The following is a 14,776-nucleotide window of genomic DNA, read 5'->3' as shown; positions in this document are numbered from 1 at the left end:
AGGCAGCCTGATGGCTGCCTCTTTTTTAGTTAAACCGGGCGTCACGGTCCGAGGTCATGTCATACAGCTGGTACTTCCTTCCCAGCATCTGGCCACCATCACGGGTGAGCGGTACCCAGTTAATCTGCGCACGGCCACGGGTTGGCGTAACGGTAAACAGATCCATGGGGATGGAGATGTAGAAGCCTTTAGTAAAGTCACCTTCGCCATACTGTTGCGATGATACGTTGGTTTTTGTCGCATAAACGCCCACCATCACGCCACTGTCGAAGCGCTTAGAGAGATCAATCGTGACGCCTTTATCCTTCGCCAGATACTGCCCGACGCTGGCTTTCACTAAGACGTTCTCCATAAACCAGGGGCGCCAGTAGCCGGTAAGATTGCCGGTAGGCGCTTCGTAACGGGTGAATCTCATCATGTCATCCCAGTCACGCTGGCGCACATAGTTAGCATCCACGCCAACGGCCCAGTTGCTGTCTACCGGACGATAGAGGACTTCGCCGCCTACGCCGCCATACATGGTTTCCAGATAGCCGCCGTAGACCTGGCCATAGAATCCGTTACCCAGATAATCCATGTAGTTGGCTTGCAGATCGTTAACGTAAACGTTGTTCTCAACGTAGTCGCGAATGTGCGTACGCACGCGTGGCAGCGTGGAATCCGCAGGTGCGCCGTTGTAGTTAAATTTGTCGTAATTGTTCGCAACGTTAGCAAACAGGCTACCGCCTACCAGCAAGTGATCGGTGAGCCAGTAATCGACGTTGCCCATCACGCCAACCTGGTACAGATAGAAACTTTCCGGGCCGCCCACAGACTGGTTAAGTACTGGCGACAGGCTGTAACTCAGGCGCTCTTTGCGAATAAACATGCCCTGCTCGGTAGGCTCCGGATCAACCGGATCTGTGCGGACCTGTTGTAACGGCTTTTCATGCCCTAATGGATAACCCCCCAGCTCGTTGCGCAGGCTGGCAACGGAGGTTTCTGTCGTGACCTGAGGCATGTTGTAACGCGACTCCGTCACGTTTATGGTCTCAATACCGTCTGGGAGATGATTCATGATGATGCGGTTCGCGCGATCCACACCTTCACGCGTGTCACGGTATTTGGTTTGCTCGCCTGATACGTACAGCGTGCTGCCTTTGGTCTGGATTTTTGGACCAGCCAGGCCTGCGTTGTACTTCAGTTCAGACAGCTGATTACCTGTCACCGTGGTTTCCAGCAGCTTAGGTTGCGGGTTCGGGTTGTACGCAGGTTTCGGACTGTCGATATGATCCTGATGCATATCGTTGAAGTTGGTGCGAATGGTGAAGCCGAACATAAAAGTATTGCCGCGCTCATAGCTGGCATTGATATCGGCCCAGTCAGTGACGCGGTAGATTGCACCGACGTTGACCTTGCTGCGCTGCGGCAGGCGTCCGGCGAAATCATCCTTGTAATCGTTACCTTCGTATTCCACCTTCAGGCGCAGCGGCTGCCAGGGCGTCTGGTATTCTATCCCGCCAAATACCGCCGAAGGGCCGTGGAACATCTGCGAGCCATTGATCGATCCCGCCTGACCGACGCCGGGGCGCTGACAGTAGCTGTCGCTGTAAGAACAGAAGGGGTTTTTCACGGTTCCGCTGTTGCCCAGATAGCCCCAGCCCATACCCAACGTAAAGTCGAACGGCCCCCAGGCTTTGGTGGCGACCAGGTACTCGCTGTCGAACAGGCCGGTGCCGCCCAGATCGCGGGTACCAAACGAGACCTCCGGCAGCCAGTAACCTTCCTGCCACAGGCGCAGCTTCAGGTCGAAAGCTTTATCTTTATAGCTTTGGTTGCCGCTGAAACTTTCCACCGCGCTGTAACGCCGGGTGCGCACATCGGTATAACGTACGGTTGTTTCCAGCCAGGGAAAAAGCTGCAGTGAAGCAGAATAGTAGCGATACTGATCATTATCGCGGAAGTTCAGGCTAAATTCGCCCTCTTTCGCCATACGCGCGGTGGGCACCTGCATCAGGCCCACGCCGCCAAAATCAGACTGCGAAGGCGTTACCGGCGCGGCATACATTTCCGCATGGGCCTGACAGGCGCTTGCCACAGAAACAGCCAACAGGCTGAGAAGATAACGTTTTTTCATCAGTCTGGTATCCGGTGAGTCAGAACAGAAACAAGGCGATCATTCAGGTCTTTAAACGCGCCTGGCAGGCTCCACGACGAGAAGCCCGTCATAATGATGCTGCCGGGTTCGGGTTCAACGTGGCGGTGATTCCAGTAGGCCACAGGCGCTTCCCGCGTCGTGCCGTCCGGCGCAATCACAATCGCGATATTACGTTCTGCTCCAGCCAGGCGGGGGTGCTCGCTCAGGTAATCCCGTACGGATTTCCCTGGCTGCCAGTTCACGGCACCGGCACCCGCGATGGGGCCAAACAACAGGACGCTGGTGCTGGGCTGGGTAAGGTAGAGATCGTAGCTGCCTTCCAGGCGGCGGTTATCCATCGTATGCAGACGGATCCAGTCGGGATCCAGGGAGGTGAACTGCCGCCCGGTCACCCGGATACCGCTTAACTGACGAATAACGGCATCAATGGCCGCAGCCTGCTCTCCGCTACTGTCGGCACGCCAGGCGCGCAACTGCGCCAGCGTTTGCTGATACTGCTGCTGCGCGACTGCCGTTGCCCCGCGCTCGGCAATAACGGCGCGTCGCCAGTCAGTCTTTGCCATCAGCGCGGGCTGAGTCACCAGCTGTGCCAGGTTTTCCACCTGGTTAACCTGTACGCTCTGGGTATCGTGGGGGGCATGCACGGTAACCTGACCTGCGGCCTGAGTGGCCAGGGTGGTGAGCAGGCTCATTCCTGCCAACAAGCGTGTTATGTTTTTCATGATTTTGCCGGCTTCAGAATGGTGATATCAACAGGGAATGCATCGGCAGCCAGCATTTGTCGGGACTGCACGACCTGACCACTACTGTTGTCGATCCAGAACGTGTTTTGCCACTCGCGATCCAGGCTGTCGATATAAAGCTGCTCATGCCAGACGCGGCAGGCAATGCGGTTCCCCGCAATATCCAGCACCTCGTCATCGCCCCGCGTGAAGGTTGAGCTCAGGGTTCCGCTATGGACGTTGCCCTGAACGGTCCACTGAACAATTCGCGTCCAGCTGTCTCCGTTGCTGAGGTGCAGGCCTTTAGCCAGCGGATCCTGCTGTAAATTGCTGACGTCTGTCAGATTGTCAGGCAGGCCGAGCGTTTTGATCAGCCTGCCATGTGCGGTGACCAGCATCGATTGATCGCGAGTGACCCACTTTTGCTGGCCATTTTCGTTATAACCCAGCACGACAAAAATGCGCTGGCCATCATTGATTCGGGCATACAGGCTGGCATAGGGCAGATTATCAATCTGCTGAGGCGTGACGGTGACATCTTCTGGCCCTTCAATGGCCATCATCACGGTCTGTTCGAGTCCTTTTTGCGTTTGTGTACAGGCCTGCAGCAGCAGGCAAACGAGCAGCAGCGGAAGTTGGCGCACAATGTGTCCCTGATAAATGATGCCAAAGTAAAAATAACCACACGAAAGTGTGGTTATGTTTAAAGCTCCCATACCCTTACTCGTTCAGGCCGCCGACGCTGTGGCATCCTGATAGCGACTCATTTACCTGCGCAAACGAATCGTGATATGCGCGTTCGCAGCCTTGCTACAGCCCGAATGAGCAGGGTACCCATCAACGCGTGGTGCCCGTTGTGGTTGTGGTTGTTGTACCAGTATTTGCCCCGTCACCACCGCCAGAAGCGGCAACACCGAGTCCTACTAACGCGCCGAGCACGCCGATACCTACAGCGGTCGTCGTACCTGCGGACATGGTGCCCGCCTGTGCGCCCGCTGCAGCACCAGCTTCTTCCGGCGCGGCAAACGCACTGGAAGAGACGGCTACGTAAAGTAATGCCAGACCGGCAATCATGCGTTTTTTCATAACAACACCTACATTGAGTGAATGAAGGATTGCTATCCGACATTTTTGCACAACAGCATAAACCGTTGACGCAAAGCCGAAGGACAGACCCATTACGGGCGCGTCCAGTATAGGGCAACAAAATACCAGAGTTCAGTAATGTAAAAACCTGTCAGTCTGTGAGGGCGTAAACGGGCTAAATTAAGTAAATTCAGCGTTAACTTATTTTAAAGGCATGGGTTTATGCTGAAAGGCCGGATATTTGTCTGCAAAGACGGAGAAAGCAAAGCGGTTTCTACTTATTTAGTATTCTTTGGTACGGAATAAGAATTATCGGAATTTCCTTAAGTGTGGTTAAATTAAATAACATTATAAAACAACAGGTAAGAATGAGTTGCGTGCCGTTTTAGGGCCATTTTTAATAAGATTGTCATGATTTAACCCCGGCTAACTTCGGATTTGCCTCAGCCTATTTTAAGAATTATCCAATCCGTATATCGACTTTTCAGATAAAAAGCGGGTTGCACTCTCCATCATAGAATAAAAAAGGCGACTAAATAGCCGCCTTTTTGTGCCTGTGGAAATTTAACGCCAACGCTTGTAGCGATTAATTAAGGCATTAGTGGAGCTGTCATGACTGGTAATATCACTGTCATTTTCGAGCTCTGGCAGAATACGGTTTGCCAGTTGTTTGCCCAGCTCAACGCCCCACTGATCGAAGGTAAAGATGTTCAGAATGGCACCCTGGGTGAAGATTTTATGTTCATACAGGGCAATCAGGGCACCCAGGCTAAACGGCGTGATTTCGCGTAACAAAATAGAGTTAGTAGGCCGGTTACCTTCAAACACTTTAAACGGCACAATATGCGCGACCGACTCGGCAGACTTTCCGGCGTCGGTGAACTCTTTCTGAACCACATCACGCGATTTCCCAAAGGCCAGGGCCTCGGTCTGGGCAAAGAAGTTAGACAGCAGTTTAGGATGGTGATCGGCAAGCGCATTGTGGCTCACAGCAGGGGCGATAAAGTCGCACGGGACCAGTTTGGTGCCCTGATGAATCAGCTGGTAGAACGCGTGCTGGCCGTTAGTACCCGGTTCGCCCCAGATAATCGGGCCTGTCTGATAGGTAACAGGCTGGCCTGCACGGTCAACGTATTTACCGTTCGATTCCATATTTCCCTGTTGGAAATAGGCCGCGAAGCGATGCATATATTGGTCGTACGGCAGGATGGCTTCTGTTTCGGCACCGAAGAAGTTGTTGTACCAGATCCCGATCAGCGCCAGCAGCACCGGAAGATTCTGCTCCGCTGGGGTGGTTGAGAAGTGCTTATCCATGGCGTGCGCGCCGCTCAGCAGCTGCTCAAAATTATCGAAGCCAATAGAAAGGATAATTGACAGACCAATTGCTGACCAGAGTGAATAGCGACCGCCTACCCAGTCCCAGAATTCGAACATGTTGTCCGTATCAATACCAAATTCGCCTACCGCTTTGGCATTGGTGGAGAGCGCAGCAAAGTGCTTCGCAACGTGCTGTTGATCGCCGGCCGTTTTCAGGAACCAGTCACGCGCACTGTGGGCGTTGGTCATGGTTTCCTGGGTGGTGAAGGTTTTAGAGGCGACCAGGAACAGCGTGGTTTCAGGACTCAGATCTTTTAGCGTTTCGGCAATGTGGGTGCCATCGACGTTAGACACGAAATGCATGTTCAGGTGATTTTTATACGGGCGCAGCGCTTCCGTCACCATGAAGGGACCGAGGTCAGAGCCACCGATACCGATGTTAACAACGTCCGTAATGGGTTTTCCGGTATAGCCTTTCCAGTCACCGCCGATAATGCGTTCGGAAAAGCCTTTCATTTTTTCCAGCACGGCGTTGACTTCAGGCATGACATCTTTGCCATCAACGATAATCGGCGTATTACTGCGGTTACGCAGCGCGACGTGCAGCACGGCGCGATCTTCAGTGCGGTTAATCTTCTCACCCGAGAACATAGACTTAATCGCACCGCTTAAATCGGTCTCTTTTGCCAGTGCCTGAAGCTTATCGAGGGTTTCCTGAGTAATGCGGTTTTTCGAAAAATCCACCAGCATCTGGTCGTCAAAGGTGGCTGAGAATTTAGCAAAACGATCGGCATCCTGGGCAAACAGGTCGGCAATTTTCGCCGTTTTCATCTGTTCATAGTGCTCTTGCAGCGCTTTCCAGGCTGCGGTTTGGGTCGGATTGATATTTTTCATGGCAACACTCTTGTTGATATTAAGAACCGTCATTCCATCGGGGTCGCATCGTACCCGGTTAGCATTTCAGTATGACCACAGTTGCAACTGAAAGGAAAATTTTGTCTGCGCCATAAAGGCACCATGATGAAAACACGCTGTTTTACGGTCAATAATGCGGCAAGATTTCAGCCTGATTCCATGGGGGAAAGGCTGAAAAGTATGGCCTGTTAGCAGACCGCATACCTTGTGCCACATCAGAAAGTGGTGGCGTTGCTGAAGCCATTAAGCACTGTAGTCGCTGCATTAGGGCAAAATTTGTTATCCGGTGCGCTCTGCATGAAAAATTGTCCCACAGCGGTCATTGACAGCAGGGCCAGAAATCGATAAATCTATGCGCGCTACTTGCGCACCCGTGCGCAAGCCAGAAGAGGCGCGTCGCCCAGGCAGTGTGTTGGAGGAACCGTATCCGGCGATAACACATCAGGGGGAGCGACGCCGAGGTGGTAAACACACGGTGTGTTGACTGTCGGCTACAGGGGCTGAATCCTCTGGGTTGTCACCAGAAACGTCCACAGTCGGACGTTTTGCAAGGTGGAGCGCTTCTGGGTGACTCGTCTATTCGATCTTACCCGTTTCTGCTCTTTCCTTGTGCTTAGGCTGAATTACTGTTTCTCACCCGTTAACGGATGAGGGCAACGTACCCTGACACGAGGTCATACAATGTCTCTGAATCTGAATGTAGCGAAATTTGGCGGTACCAGCGTTGCCGATTTCGATGCCATGAACCGTAGCGCCGATGTGGTATTGCAGGACAGCAATACCCGGCTGGTGGTGCTCTCTGCCTCTGCAGGCATCACAAACCTGCTGGTCTCTCTTGCCGAAGGCCAGGAGACATCGCAGCGTGCAGCGCAACTCGATGACATCCGCCGCATTCAATACGCCATCATCGATCGTCTGCAAAATCCGGACGTCATTCGCGACGAAATCGACCGCATCATTGATAACATCGGCATGCTGTCCGATGCGGCCGCGCTGGCCACGTCTAACGCCTTAACCGACGAACTGGTCAGCCACGGCGAACTGATGTCGACCTTGCTGTTCGTTGAGATCCTGCGTGAACGCAAGGTTAATGCGGAATGGTTCGATGTACGCAAAGTCATGCGCACCAATGACCGTTTTGGCCGTGCTGAGCCCGATGTGGCCGTACTGGCTGAACAGGTTAGCGCGCAGCTGCAACCGCGTATTGCGGCGTCACTGGTGGTGACCCAGGGCTTTATCGGCAGCGAAGAAAAAGGGCGCACGACCACGTTAGGTCGCGGCGGCAGTGACTACACGGCTGCCTTGCTGGGTGAAGCGTTAAAAGCCTCGCGCGTGGATATCTGGACGGACGTGCCGGGGATCTACACCACCGATCCGCGCGTGGTGCCTGCGGCAAAACGTATTGATGAGATCACCTTTGAAGAAGCGGCTGAAATGGCCACCTTTGGGGCCAAAGTGCTGCACCCTGCGACGCTGCTGCCTGCGGTGCGTAGCGACATTCCGGTGTTTGTTGGTTCCAGTAAAGATCCTGCCGCGGGCGGTACGCGCGTGTGCAATGAGACGGCGAATCCACCGCTGTTCCGTGCGCTGGCGCTGCGCCGCAAGCAAACCCTGGTCACGCTGCACAGCCTGAATATGCTACACACGCCGGGCTTCCTGTCTGAAGTGTTCAATATTCTGGTGCGTCACAACGTGTCAGTGGATCTGATCACCACGTCGGAAGTCAGCGTGGCGTTAACGCTGGATACCACGGGATCAACCTCAACGGGCGACAATCTGCTGAGCCAGGCGCTGCTGACGGAGCTGTCGTCACTCTGTCGGGTGGAAGTGGAAGAAAACCTGGCGCTGGTGGCCATTATCGGCAACGAATTGTCGAAAGCTTGCGGCGTAGGGAAAGAGGTCTTCGGCGTGCTCGAACCTTTTAACCTGCGGATGATCTGCTACGGTGCCAGCAGCTACAATCTCTGTTTCCTTGTGCCGGGCAATGATGCTGAAAGCGTAGTGCGTACACTGCATCACAATTTGTTTGAATAAGCGCTCAGCCGCCACTGGGTTAAAGCCGGGCTCTGTCCGGCTTTTTCACGACAGGCCGCCAGGCGGCACAGCGTGCTTTCACAGTAGTCCCTCACTCGCTCATAAGGATATCTGTTTATGCTTGCCACCTTAACTCGTCTGTTTCCTTTGTGGGCAATTCTGTTGTCTGTCGCTGCCTACTATTCACCCACAACCTTTCTTGGCATCGGTCCATGGGTCGCTTATCTGCTGATGCTGATTATGTTTGGCATGGGCGTAACGCTGAACATTGATGATTTTAAACGCGTGCTGACGCGCCCGGCGCCGGTTATTGCCGGCACCTTCTTACACTATCTGGTCATGCCGCTGGCCGCCTGGGCGCTGGCTAAGCTGTTTCATATGCCGCCGGATCTCGCTGCGGGGATGATTCTGGTGGGCAGCGTTGCCAGTGGGACCGCTTCTAACGTCATGATCTATCTGGCTAAAGGCGATGTGGCCCTGTCGGTGACGATCTCGTCGGTGTCAGCATTGGTGGGCGTGTTTGCCACGCCGCTGCTGACGCGCTTTTACGTGGATACGCACATTCAGGTTGATGTCGCTGGGATGCTACTGAGCATCGTGAAGATCGTCGTGATCCCTATCGGGTTAGGCCTGATCATCCATCACACCATGAACAGCGTGGTGCGCCGGATCGAGCCCTATCTACCAGCCTTTTCCATGCTCTGTATTCTGCTGATCATCAGCGCCGTAGTGGCAGGTAGCCAGGGCTTTATTGCCTCAGTCGGTGTCATGGTGATTGCAGCGGTCATCCTGCACAATGCCATTGGTCTGCTGGGAGGCTACTGGGGCGGTAAACTGTTTGGCTTTGATGAGTCCACCTGCCGCACGCTGGCGCTTGAGGTCGGTATGCAAAACTCAGGACTGGCCGCAACGCTGGGCAAACTTTACTTTTCTCCTCTGGCAGCGCTGCCGGGCGCCCTGTTCTCTGTCTGGCATAACCTGTCCGGTTCACTGCTGGCGGGTTACTGGTCGGGTAAACCTGTTGAGAAAAAGAAGTAGTTTTTTGCCTGTACAACCGACATCACGGGGCCGGATGGCCCCTGTAGATTAATCCCCGTCCCTTTCGTCATCCGGCTGTTCCAGCACCGTGTAGGCCACTGCGCAGAACAGGGAGTTTAGCCGCTTCATATCACCCAGCAGGCCCAGATGGAGTGAGCTGGTTTCAATGCTCTGCACATTCTGCTGGTGCAGGCGATTGACGTGTGAATGGGAATAACGGCGTATTTTCAGGCGGAAACGGTGTTTGGCTCGGCGCAACCGCTTCGCGCTGGTGACGTCGTGCGAGAGGAAAACCGACAGGCTCAGCCGCAGGTTTTCAACCAGCTGTTCGTAGAGTGACTCAAGCTCTTTCATGCCTTCTGGCGAAAAGGTCCGCCGCGCGGCAAGAGACTTATCGGCGACATCGCCGCTCATGCGTTCAATGATATCGCCTGCCATTTCCAGATTTAGCGACATTTCAATCACTTCTCCCCAACGGCGAGAATCCTGCTCTGATAAATCCTCTTTGGGCATGCGCGCCAGATAGAGTTTGATGGCGGTGTAGAGCACATCGACGTCATCATCCAGCCGCCGCACGCGACGTTCCGCGCGTGCTTCTCCACGAACCACTTGCAGAAACGTGTCCAGCATCTGCTCCAGCACGTCGCCCATGCGCAACGCTTCGCGCGCCGCGTTAACCAACGCCAGTGCCGGTGTATCCAGCGCGCTGCTGTCAAGGTGCCTGGGTTTCAGCGTGGTATCGCTTTCGGCATCGTCAGCAATCAGTCGGCAACACAGACGCGCCATGGCATCGGCGAACGGCACCATCACCACGCAGCGAATCAGGTTGTAGAAAACGTGAAAGAAGATCACCAGCTCTTCGTCGTTCACCGGCAGCTTGTCCAGCCATACCGCAACCGGATCGACAAAGGGCAGAATCAATACGCAGCCAATCAGCTTAAACAGCAGGCTGCCCATCGCCACGCGTTTACCCGCCGCGTTGGAGCCACTGCCGTTGATGACGGCCAGTAAACCACTGCCGAGGTTAGCGCCAATCACCAGGCACAACGCCACCTTAAAGGCGATCACGCCCGTTGCCGTCAGGGTGGCCGTAATCAGCACCGCTGCCAGGCTTGAGTAGCTGATAATCGCAAAGACCGCGCCGATCAAGGCATCCAGCATCACATCACCCGTTAAGCTGGAAAACAGCACCTGTACGCCCGAGGCCTGGGTGATTGGCCTGGCGGCTTCGACAATCAACTGCAGCGCCAGCAGGATAAGCCCCAGACCAATGCTGGTACGTCCAAGCTGTCCTGCGCGGGTTTGTTTGCGGCTGATGAAAAACACTACGCCAAAAAAGATAAACAGTGGTGAAAGCCAGGAGAGATCAAACGTCAGGACGCGCGCCATAATGGCTGTCCCCACGTCAGCACCCAATATCACCACCAATGCCGGTGTCAGGCTCACCAGGTTTTGGGCCACAAATGAGGTCACCAGCAGCGTGGTGGCATTGCTGCTTTGTACCAGCATGGTCACGCCAATGCCGGCCAGGAACGCCATGGGTTTCTTTTCTACACTGCGGCTGAGCACCCGGCGCAAATCGGCACCGTATACGCGCATAATTCCGGAGCGGGTAATGTGCGTGCCCCATACCAGAAGCGCAACGGCAGAGAGTAAGTTAAGCAGGGTTAACACGTATAGTGGCTCCTTAACCATCAGGCTTCAGGCGGTTCAGATTGCCAGCCTGATGGAGAACGCAATCTGATCACGTGATTGCCGGACGCTGTGCAATTTTTTTCAGTGTTTTAAACAACCTGCGCAACGTCGACATCTCTAAATGTAGACTACTCTGGCGATCTGCATGGACAAATCCGGCCTGCGCGCACCGCTTCGTTTACCGGGCGAGCCTTTTCAGGCCGATTGAACGGTCAGCGGTAGCGCATCGCACCGGCAGAAACGTTCAGTGGGCGCGGGGCTGGCCGGAGAGGGCTGCGGGTGATACCCGGTTGCTGACCCTGGCAGGTCAGCACAGGAGCGGGTTTAAGACGTTCATGTTCTTAACCCTTCCGCCGCACGGGGAAGGGCGCCAGCTTCAGTATGCTGAGCCCGCCAGCAGGGCATGATGGACTGGCTTATCATGGAGCACATCAAGCAGTGAACACAGGGTGCCACAAAGCTCGGTTTGTTGAGGCGCCAGGCCGGGCCTTAGCGAGAATCCCTCGCCAAACACAAACAGCGGAACGGTCGTTTCTTCTGGCAGCATGCCACCGTGCGACCGGTCGTCGTTCATCCCGTGGTCGGCCGTGACGACGACCTGATAGCCTTCTGCCAGCCAGCCGGGCATCCACTGCGACAGATAGCCATCCGCCATGCGCGCGCGGTTACGGTACTGCGCAGAAGACAGGCCATGCTGATGTCCGGCATGATCGATATTCATCGGATGAATCAGCAGGAAATCCGGGTTGTAACGTAACCGAAGACTCTCGGCATCTTCAAACAGGTGCGAGTCTGGATAGCTGTCATCGACGTAAAAATGACCAAACTGAACAGGCAGGGTCGGGGCCTCAGTGTGGCGATCGCGTGCCGGGACGAAAGGGGTGCGGTTATACAGCTCGCTTATCCAGTGGTAAGCGGCGGCGGCGGTGGTCAGTCCGGCATCGCGCGCATAGTGAAACACACTGCGTTCGCGGCTCATACGGTTAACGTCGTTATGAATGATGCCACTCTGCACCGGCGCAACGCCGGTCAGAATACATTCATACAGCGGACGTGACAGCGAGGGTAGCTCGCAGGTCAGGCTGTAATAATGCCCTCTGTCCTGGGCGCATTCCGCATGCAGGTAACCCATAGCATGTTGAGCAACGTAGTGACTCAGGCCGTCCAAAATCACCAAAATCGTTTTCATGTTTTCTCCTTGCTGCGCCGCTGAATTTGCGCGTCTGAGCCCTCAGGGATCACTGTGAGGTTTTCTGACGCGGTGACAGGCTTTGATTTCACGTCTCATTACCGCCTGCGCAGGATCTATTTTGATAGTGTGCGCACACTAACTTATTGCGAGCCGTCTGCTTTCTGGTGACGTCTCGCGTACTGCATCGCGTTTTTTGCGGCCACCTGACTCTGCTCACTGCCAGAGGACAGAAGCCACGCGCCAGCTCAGGGCAGTAAACGCCTTTATCCAGAGACGCCGGTGAAAGCATTGTCTGACGCCGTCGTTCGCAAAAGCCGAGCCAATGTAGTCTGCGGATATGAAAAATGGATGACAGGCTTAACAACCCGCGGCACGGCGAAAATCAGCCGCCGTAACGGGCCGATGTGAGCCGCAGTAACACAGCAACAAAAAACCGGCCTGTACAGCTGTGTCATTCCGCCTTAGGGAGACGGAATTCACCCTGCCTGACAGGGAACACGGCACGTCTCAACGTTGTGTCGGAGAGGGCAGCGGATGCGGTAAGCCTGACGGCTATATTGTGATTTAGGTCACACTAAAGCATGATAACGCTAACCGAACTCCATTCGATTCTCGAGGCGTGACATGAGTGATAAAAATCCTGCAGCACAGAAGATTGCGCGCCTGATGCAGTGGGTGCTGAACGCGGGGCTGTTGATCCTGGCCTTCATTTTGATGGTATTTTTGGGCAAGGAGACGGTACATCTGGCCAATGTGCTGTTTAGCACCGGTGAGCAGGCGTCCTCCTACCTGCTAATTGAGGGCATTGTGATTTATTTTCTCTACTTTGAGTTCATTGCACTCATCGTGAAGTACTTTCAGTCGGGCTACCATTTTCCCTTGCGCTATTTTGTCTATATCGGGATTACGGCCATCATCAGGCTGATCATCGTCGACCATAAAAATCCCTTTGATACGCTGTGCTACTCTGCGGCCATCCTGCTGCTGGTGATCACGCTGTGGCTGGCAAACAGTAACCGGCTTAAACGCGAGTAATCACGTTCTCAGCATTCAGGACGGGTGTTCCTCGTATCGCTCTGCGCTAAACTACCTCTCTGAAAATTTTTAGGGGAAAGTGCCATGACGCAAGACCCGCTCCGTTCGTTACGTTCACTTAACTGGCTGGCGCTGGACGATGCCGCATTGACGCAACCGCTTCGTGACTGGCTAATGGAAGAGGATTCCATGACGCGACGTTTTGAACAGCATTGCCAGAAGGTCAGGGTGGAACCTGTACGTGAGGGCTTTATCTCCGCCGATGAACTCGGCGATGAAGGGGCATTACTCCCTGCCGATCAGCGTTTCTGGCTGCGAGAAGTCATTCTCTACGGGGATGAGGAACCTTGGCTGGCAGGGCGCACGCTGGTGCCAGAAAGTACCCTCAACGGCCCGGAAGCGATGTTACAGCAACTCGGTACGCGCCCGCTGGGGCGTTACCTGTTCTCGTCTTCAACGCTGACCCGCGATTTCATTGAACCTGGCCGCGTTGATGCGCTCTGGGGACGCCGCTCGCGCCTGCGACTGTCAGGGAAACCGCTGCTGTTAACGGAACTGTTTTTACCGGCTTCGCCGCTCTATCGTGATCAAGGTTAAGGGTTTGACCTGTGCAGAACACACAAAACATGACGAAATGGCAGGCTTACAGCCGCCTGATGCGCATTGATAAGCCGATTGGCGCTCTGCTGCTGCTGTGGCCAACATTGTGGGCGCTGTGGTTGGCAAAGATGGCTGTTCCGCCCCTACACATACTGGCGGTGTTTGTCGCCGGGGTATTTGTTATGCGCGCCGCAGGCTGTGTCATCAATGATTATGCCGATCGCAAGGTCGATGGTCATGTCGAGCGCACGAAGCACCGGCCGCTGGCAAGCGGTGCCGTCACCGCGAAAGAGGCCAAATACTTATTTGTGGTGTTAGGACTGATTGCCTTTGCCCTGGTGCTGAGCATGAACCTGATGACTATCATGCTCTCGATCGTGGGCCTGGCACTGGCCTGGGTCTATCCGTTTATGAAGCGCTATACGCATTTGCCGCAGGTGGTGCTGGGCGCGGCATTTGGCTGGGCGATTCCCATGGCATGGTCAGCAGTTAGTGAGTCCTTACCTCTTGTCTGCTGGCTGGTATTTCTGGCTAACATTTGCTGGACGGTGGCCTATGACACGCAATATGCCATGGTCGATCGCGATGATGACTTGAAGATTGGCGTTAAATCAACGGCGATACTGTTTGGCCGCTACGACAAATTCATTATTGGTTTGCTGCAGTTGGCGACGCTGGTACTCATGGCGTGGGTAGGGATGATTCTGGATCTGAACGGGGCGTTTTACTGGACACTATTGCTGGCTGGCGGGCTGTTTGTTTATCAGCAAAAGCTGATCGCAGAGCGCGATCGCCAGGCCTGTTTCCGCGCTTTTCTGAACAACAACTACGTAGGACTGGTTCTGTTTCTGGGCGTGCTGATGAATACGCCGCCGTTTTCACAGCTTCTTTAAACGCCATTGACAGGACATCACAGCCAGCTTGTGGATTGGAAAGTGGGTCAAAGCGGGTAGTTGCGCCATGCCAGCACGCGGATAAAAAAGGCGACCTCAATGGTCGCCTTTT

12 protein-coding genes and 1 riboswitch are annotated in these 14,776 nt (G+C 54.5%); of the genes, 5 read left to right on the top strand and 7 right to left on the bottom strand.

All coding sequences use genetic code 11. The annotated features are described in order from the left end of the window. Positions 1-25 precede the first annotated feature (25 nt). The 5 genes from PAGR_RS20690 to pgi form a co-directional block, all read right to left on the bottom strand. A complete protein-coding gene (locus tag PAGR_RS20690; RefSeq protein ID WP_013024142.1) occupies positions 26-2,116 on the bottom strand; it encodes a YjbH domain-containing protein in 2,091 nt (696 codons plus the stop codon). Next, complete coding sequence (locus PAGR_RS20685) at positions 2,116-2,859, bottom strand: capsule biosynthesis GfcC family protein (protein WP_014606953.1); 744 nt, start codon at positions 2,857-2,859, stop codon at positions 2,116-2,118. The genes PAGR_RS20690 and PAGR_RS20685 overlap by 1 nt, the downstream gene beginning before the upstream one ends. Then, the gene (locus PAGR_RS20680; protein ID WP_044042590.1) at positions 2,856-3,503 is read right to left on the bottom strand and encodes a YjbF family lipoprotein; all 648 of its coding nucleotides are present in this window, start codon (positions 3,501-3,503) and stop codon (positions 2,856-2,858) included. The genes PAGR_RS20685 and PAGR_RS20680 overlap by 4 nt, the downstream gene beginning before the upstream one ends. A 193-nt stretch (positions 3,504-3,696) precedes the next feature. Then, on the bottom strand, positions 3,697-3,945 hold the full coding sequence (gene yjbE, locus PAGR_RS20675; RefSeq protein WP_026020991.1) for an exopolysaccharide production protein YjbE: 249 nt from the start codon (positions 3,943-3,945) through the stop codon (positions 3,697-3,699). 564 nt (positions 3,946-4,509) lie between these two features. Further along, on the bottom strand, positions 4,510-6,156 hold the full coding sequence (gene pgi, locus PAGR_RS20670) for a glucose-6-phosphate isomerase (RefSeq protein WP_014606951.1): 1,647 nt from the start codon (positions 6,154-6,156) through the stop codon (positions 4,510-4,512). Positions 6,157-6,555: 399 nt separating this feature from the next. Then, positions 6,556-6,748, top strand: a riboswitch (Lysine riboswitch). A 110-nt stretch (positions 6,749-6,858) separates the two neighbouring features. On the opposite strand from pgi, the gene lysC reads away from it, so the two are divergent. Further along, positions 6,859-8,211 carry a lysine-sensitive aspartokinase 3 gene (lysC, locus tag PAGR_RS20665; RefSeq protein ID WP_014595054.1) on the top strand — a complete coding sequence of 451 codons (1,353 nt, stop codon included), beginning with the start codon at positions 6,859-6,861 and terminating at the stop codon, positions 8,209-8,211. Between the two features lie 117 nt (positions 8,212-8,328). Further along, positions 8,329-9,249: a ketopantoate/pantoate/pantothenate transporter PanS gene (panS, locus tag PAGR_RS20660; protein ID WP_013024148.1), complete on the top strand. Its 921-nt coding sequence runs from the start codon at positions 8,329-8,331 to the stop codon at positions 9,247-9,249. Between the two features lie 48 nt (positions 9,250-9,297). Here the strand turns inward: panS and PAGR_RS20655 are convergent, their stop codons facing one another. Further along, positions 9,298-10,923, bottom strand: a complete 1,626-nt coding sequence (locus tag PAGR_RS20655) for a Na/Pi cotransporter family protein (RefSeq protein ID WP_014606950.1) — start codon at positions 10,921-10,923, stop codon at positions 9,298-9,300. Positions 10,924-11,320: 397 nt separating this feature from the next. Beyond that, positions 11,321-12,133, bottom strand: a complete 813-nt coding sequence (locus tag PAGR_RS20650) for an alkaline phosphatase family protein (protein ID WP_014606949.1) — start codon at positions 12,131-12,133, stop codon at positions 11,321-11,323. A gap of 627 nt (positions 12,134-12,760) precedes the next feature. Between PAGR_RS20650 and psiE the strand changes: the two genes are divergently transcribed. The 3 genes from psiE to ubiA all read left to right on the top strand — a co-directional run bounded on the left by psiE (position 12,761) and on the right by ubiA (position 14,664). Next, positions 12,761-13,171, top strand: a complete 411-nt coding sequence (gene psiE / locus PAGR_RS20645; RefSeq protein ID WP_013024151.1) for a phosphate-starvation-inducible protein PsiE — start codon at positions 12,761-12,763, stop codon at positions 13,169-13,171. Between the two features lie 84 nt (positions 13,172-13,255). After that, positions 13,256-13,768 (top strand): chorismate lyase, encoded by a 513-nt coding sequence (gene ubiC / locus PAGR_RS20640; RefSeq protein ID WP_014606948.1) that lies wholly within the window; start codon positions 13,256-13,258, stop codon positions 13,766-13,768. An 11-nt stretch (positions 13,769-13,779) separates the two neighbouring features. After that, positions 13,780-14,664 (top strand): 4-hydroxybenzoate octaprenyltransferase, encoded by an 885-nt coding sequence (gene ubiA / locus PAGR_RS20635; RefSeq protein ID WP_014606947.1) that lies wholly within the window; start codon positions 13,780-13,782, stop codon positions 14,662-14,664. Positions 14,665-14,776 lie beyond the last annotated feature (112 nt).

The sequence above is a fragment of the Pantoea ananatis PA13 genome (genome assembly GCF_000233595.1).
Classification (GTDB): Bacteria; Pseudomonadota; Gammaproteobacteria; order Enterobacterales; family Enterobacteriaceae; genus Pantoea; species Pantoea ananatis.
Note: the sequence above shows the minus strand (reverse complement) of the source record. Positions and strands in the feature narration are given on the sequence as shown.

Excerpts from the sequence above, each read along its gene's own strand:
- PAGR_RS20690 (WP_013024142.1), bottom strand. The coding sequence starts at position 2,116 with ATGAAAAAACGTTATCTTCTCAGCCTGTTGGCTGTTTCTGTGGCAAGC.
- PAGR_RS20685 (WP_014606953.1), bottom strand. The coding sequence starts at position 2,859 with ATGAAAAACATAACACGCTTGTTGGCAGGAATGAGCCTGCTCACCACC.
- yjbE (WP_026020991.1), bottom strand. The coding sequence starts at position 3,945 with ATGAAAAAACGCATGATTGCCGGTCTGGCATTACTTTACGTAGCCGTC.
- pgi (WP_014606951.1), bottom strand. The coding sequence starts at position 6,156 with ATGAAAAATATCAATCCGACCCAAACCGCAGCCTGGAAAGCGCTGCAA.
- lysC (WP_014595054.1), top strand. The coding sequence starts at position 6,859 with ATGTCTCTGAATCTGAATGTAGCGAAATTTGGCGGTACCAGCGTTGCC.
- panS (WP_013024148.1), top strand. The coding sequence starts at position 8,329 with ATGCTTGCCACCTTAACTCGTCTGTTTCCTTTGTGGGCAATTCTGTTG.
- PAGR_RS20650 (WP_014606949.1), bottom strand. The coding sequence starts at position 12,133 with ATGAAAACGATTTTGGTGATTTTGGACGGCCTGAGTCACTACGTTGCT.
- psiE (WP_013024151.1), top strand. The coding sequence starts at position 12,761 with ATGAGTGATAAAAATCCTGCAGCACAGAAGATTGCGCGCCTGATGCAG.
- ubiC (WP_014606948.1), top strand. The coding sequence starts at position 13,256 with ATGACGCAAGACCCGCTCCGTTCGTTACGTTCACTTAACTGGCTGGCG.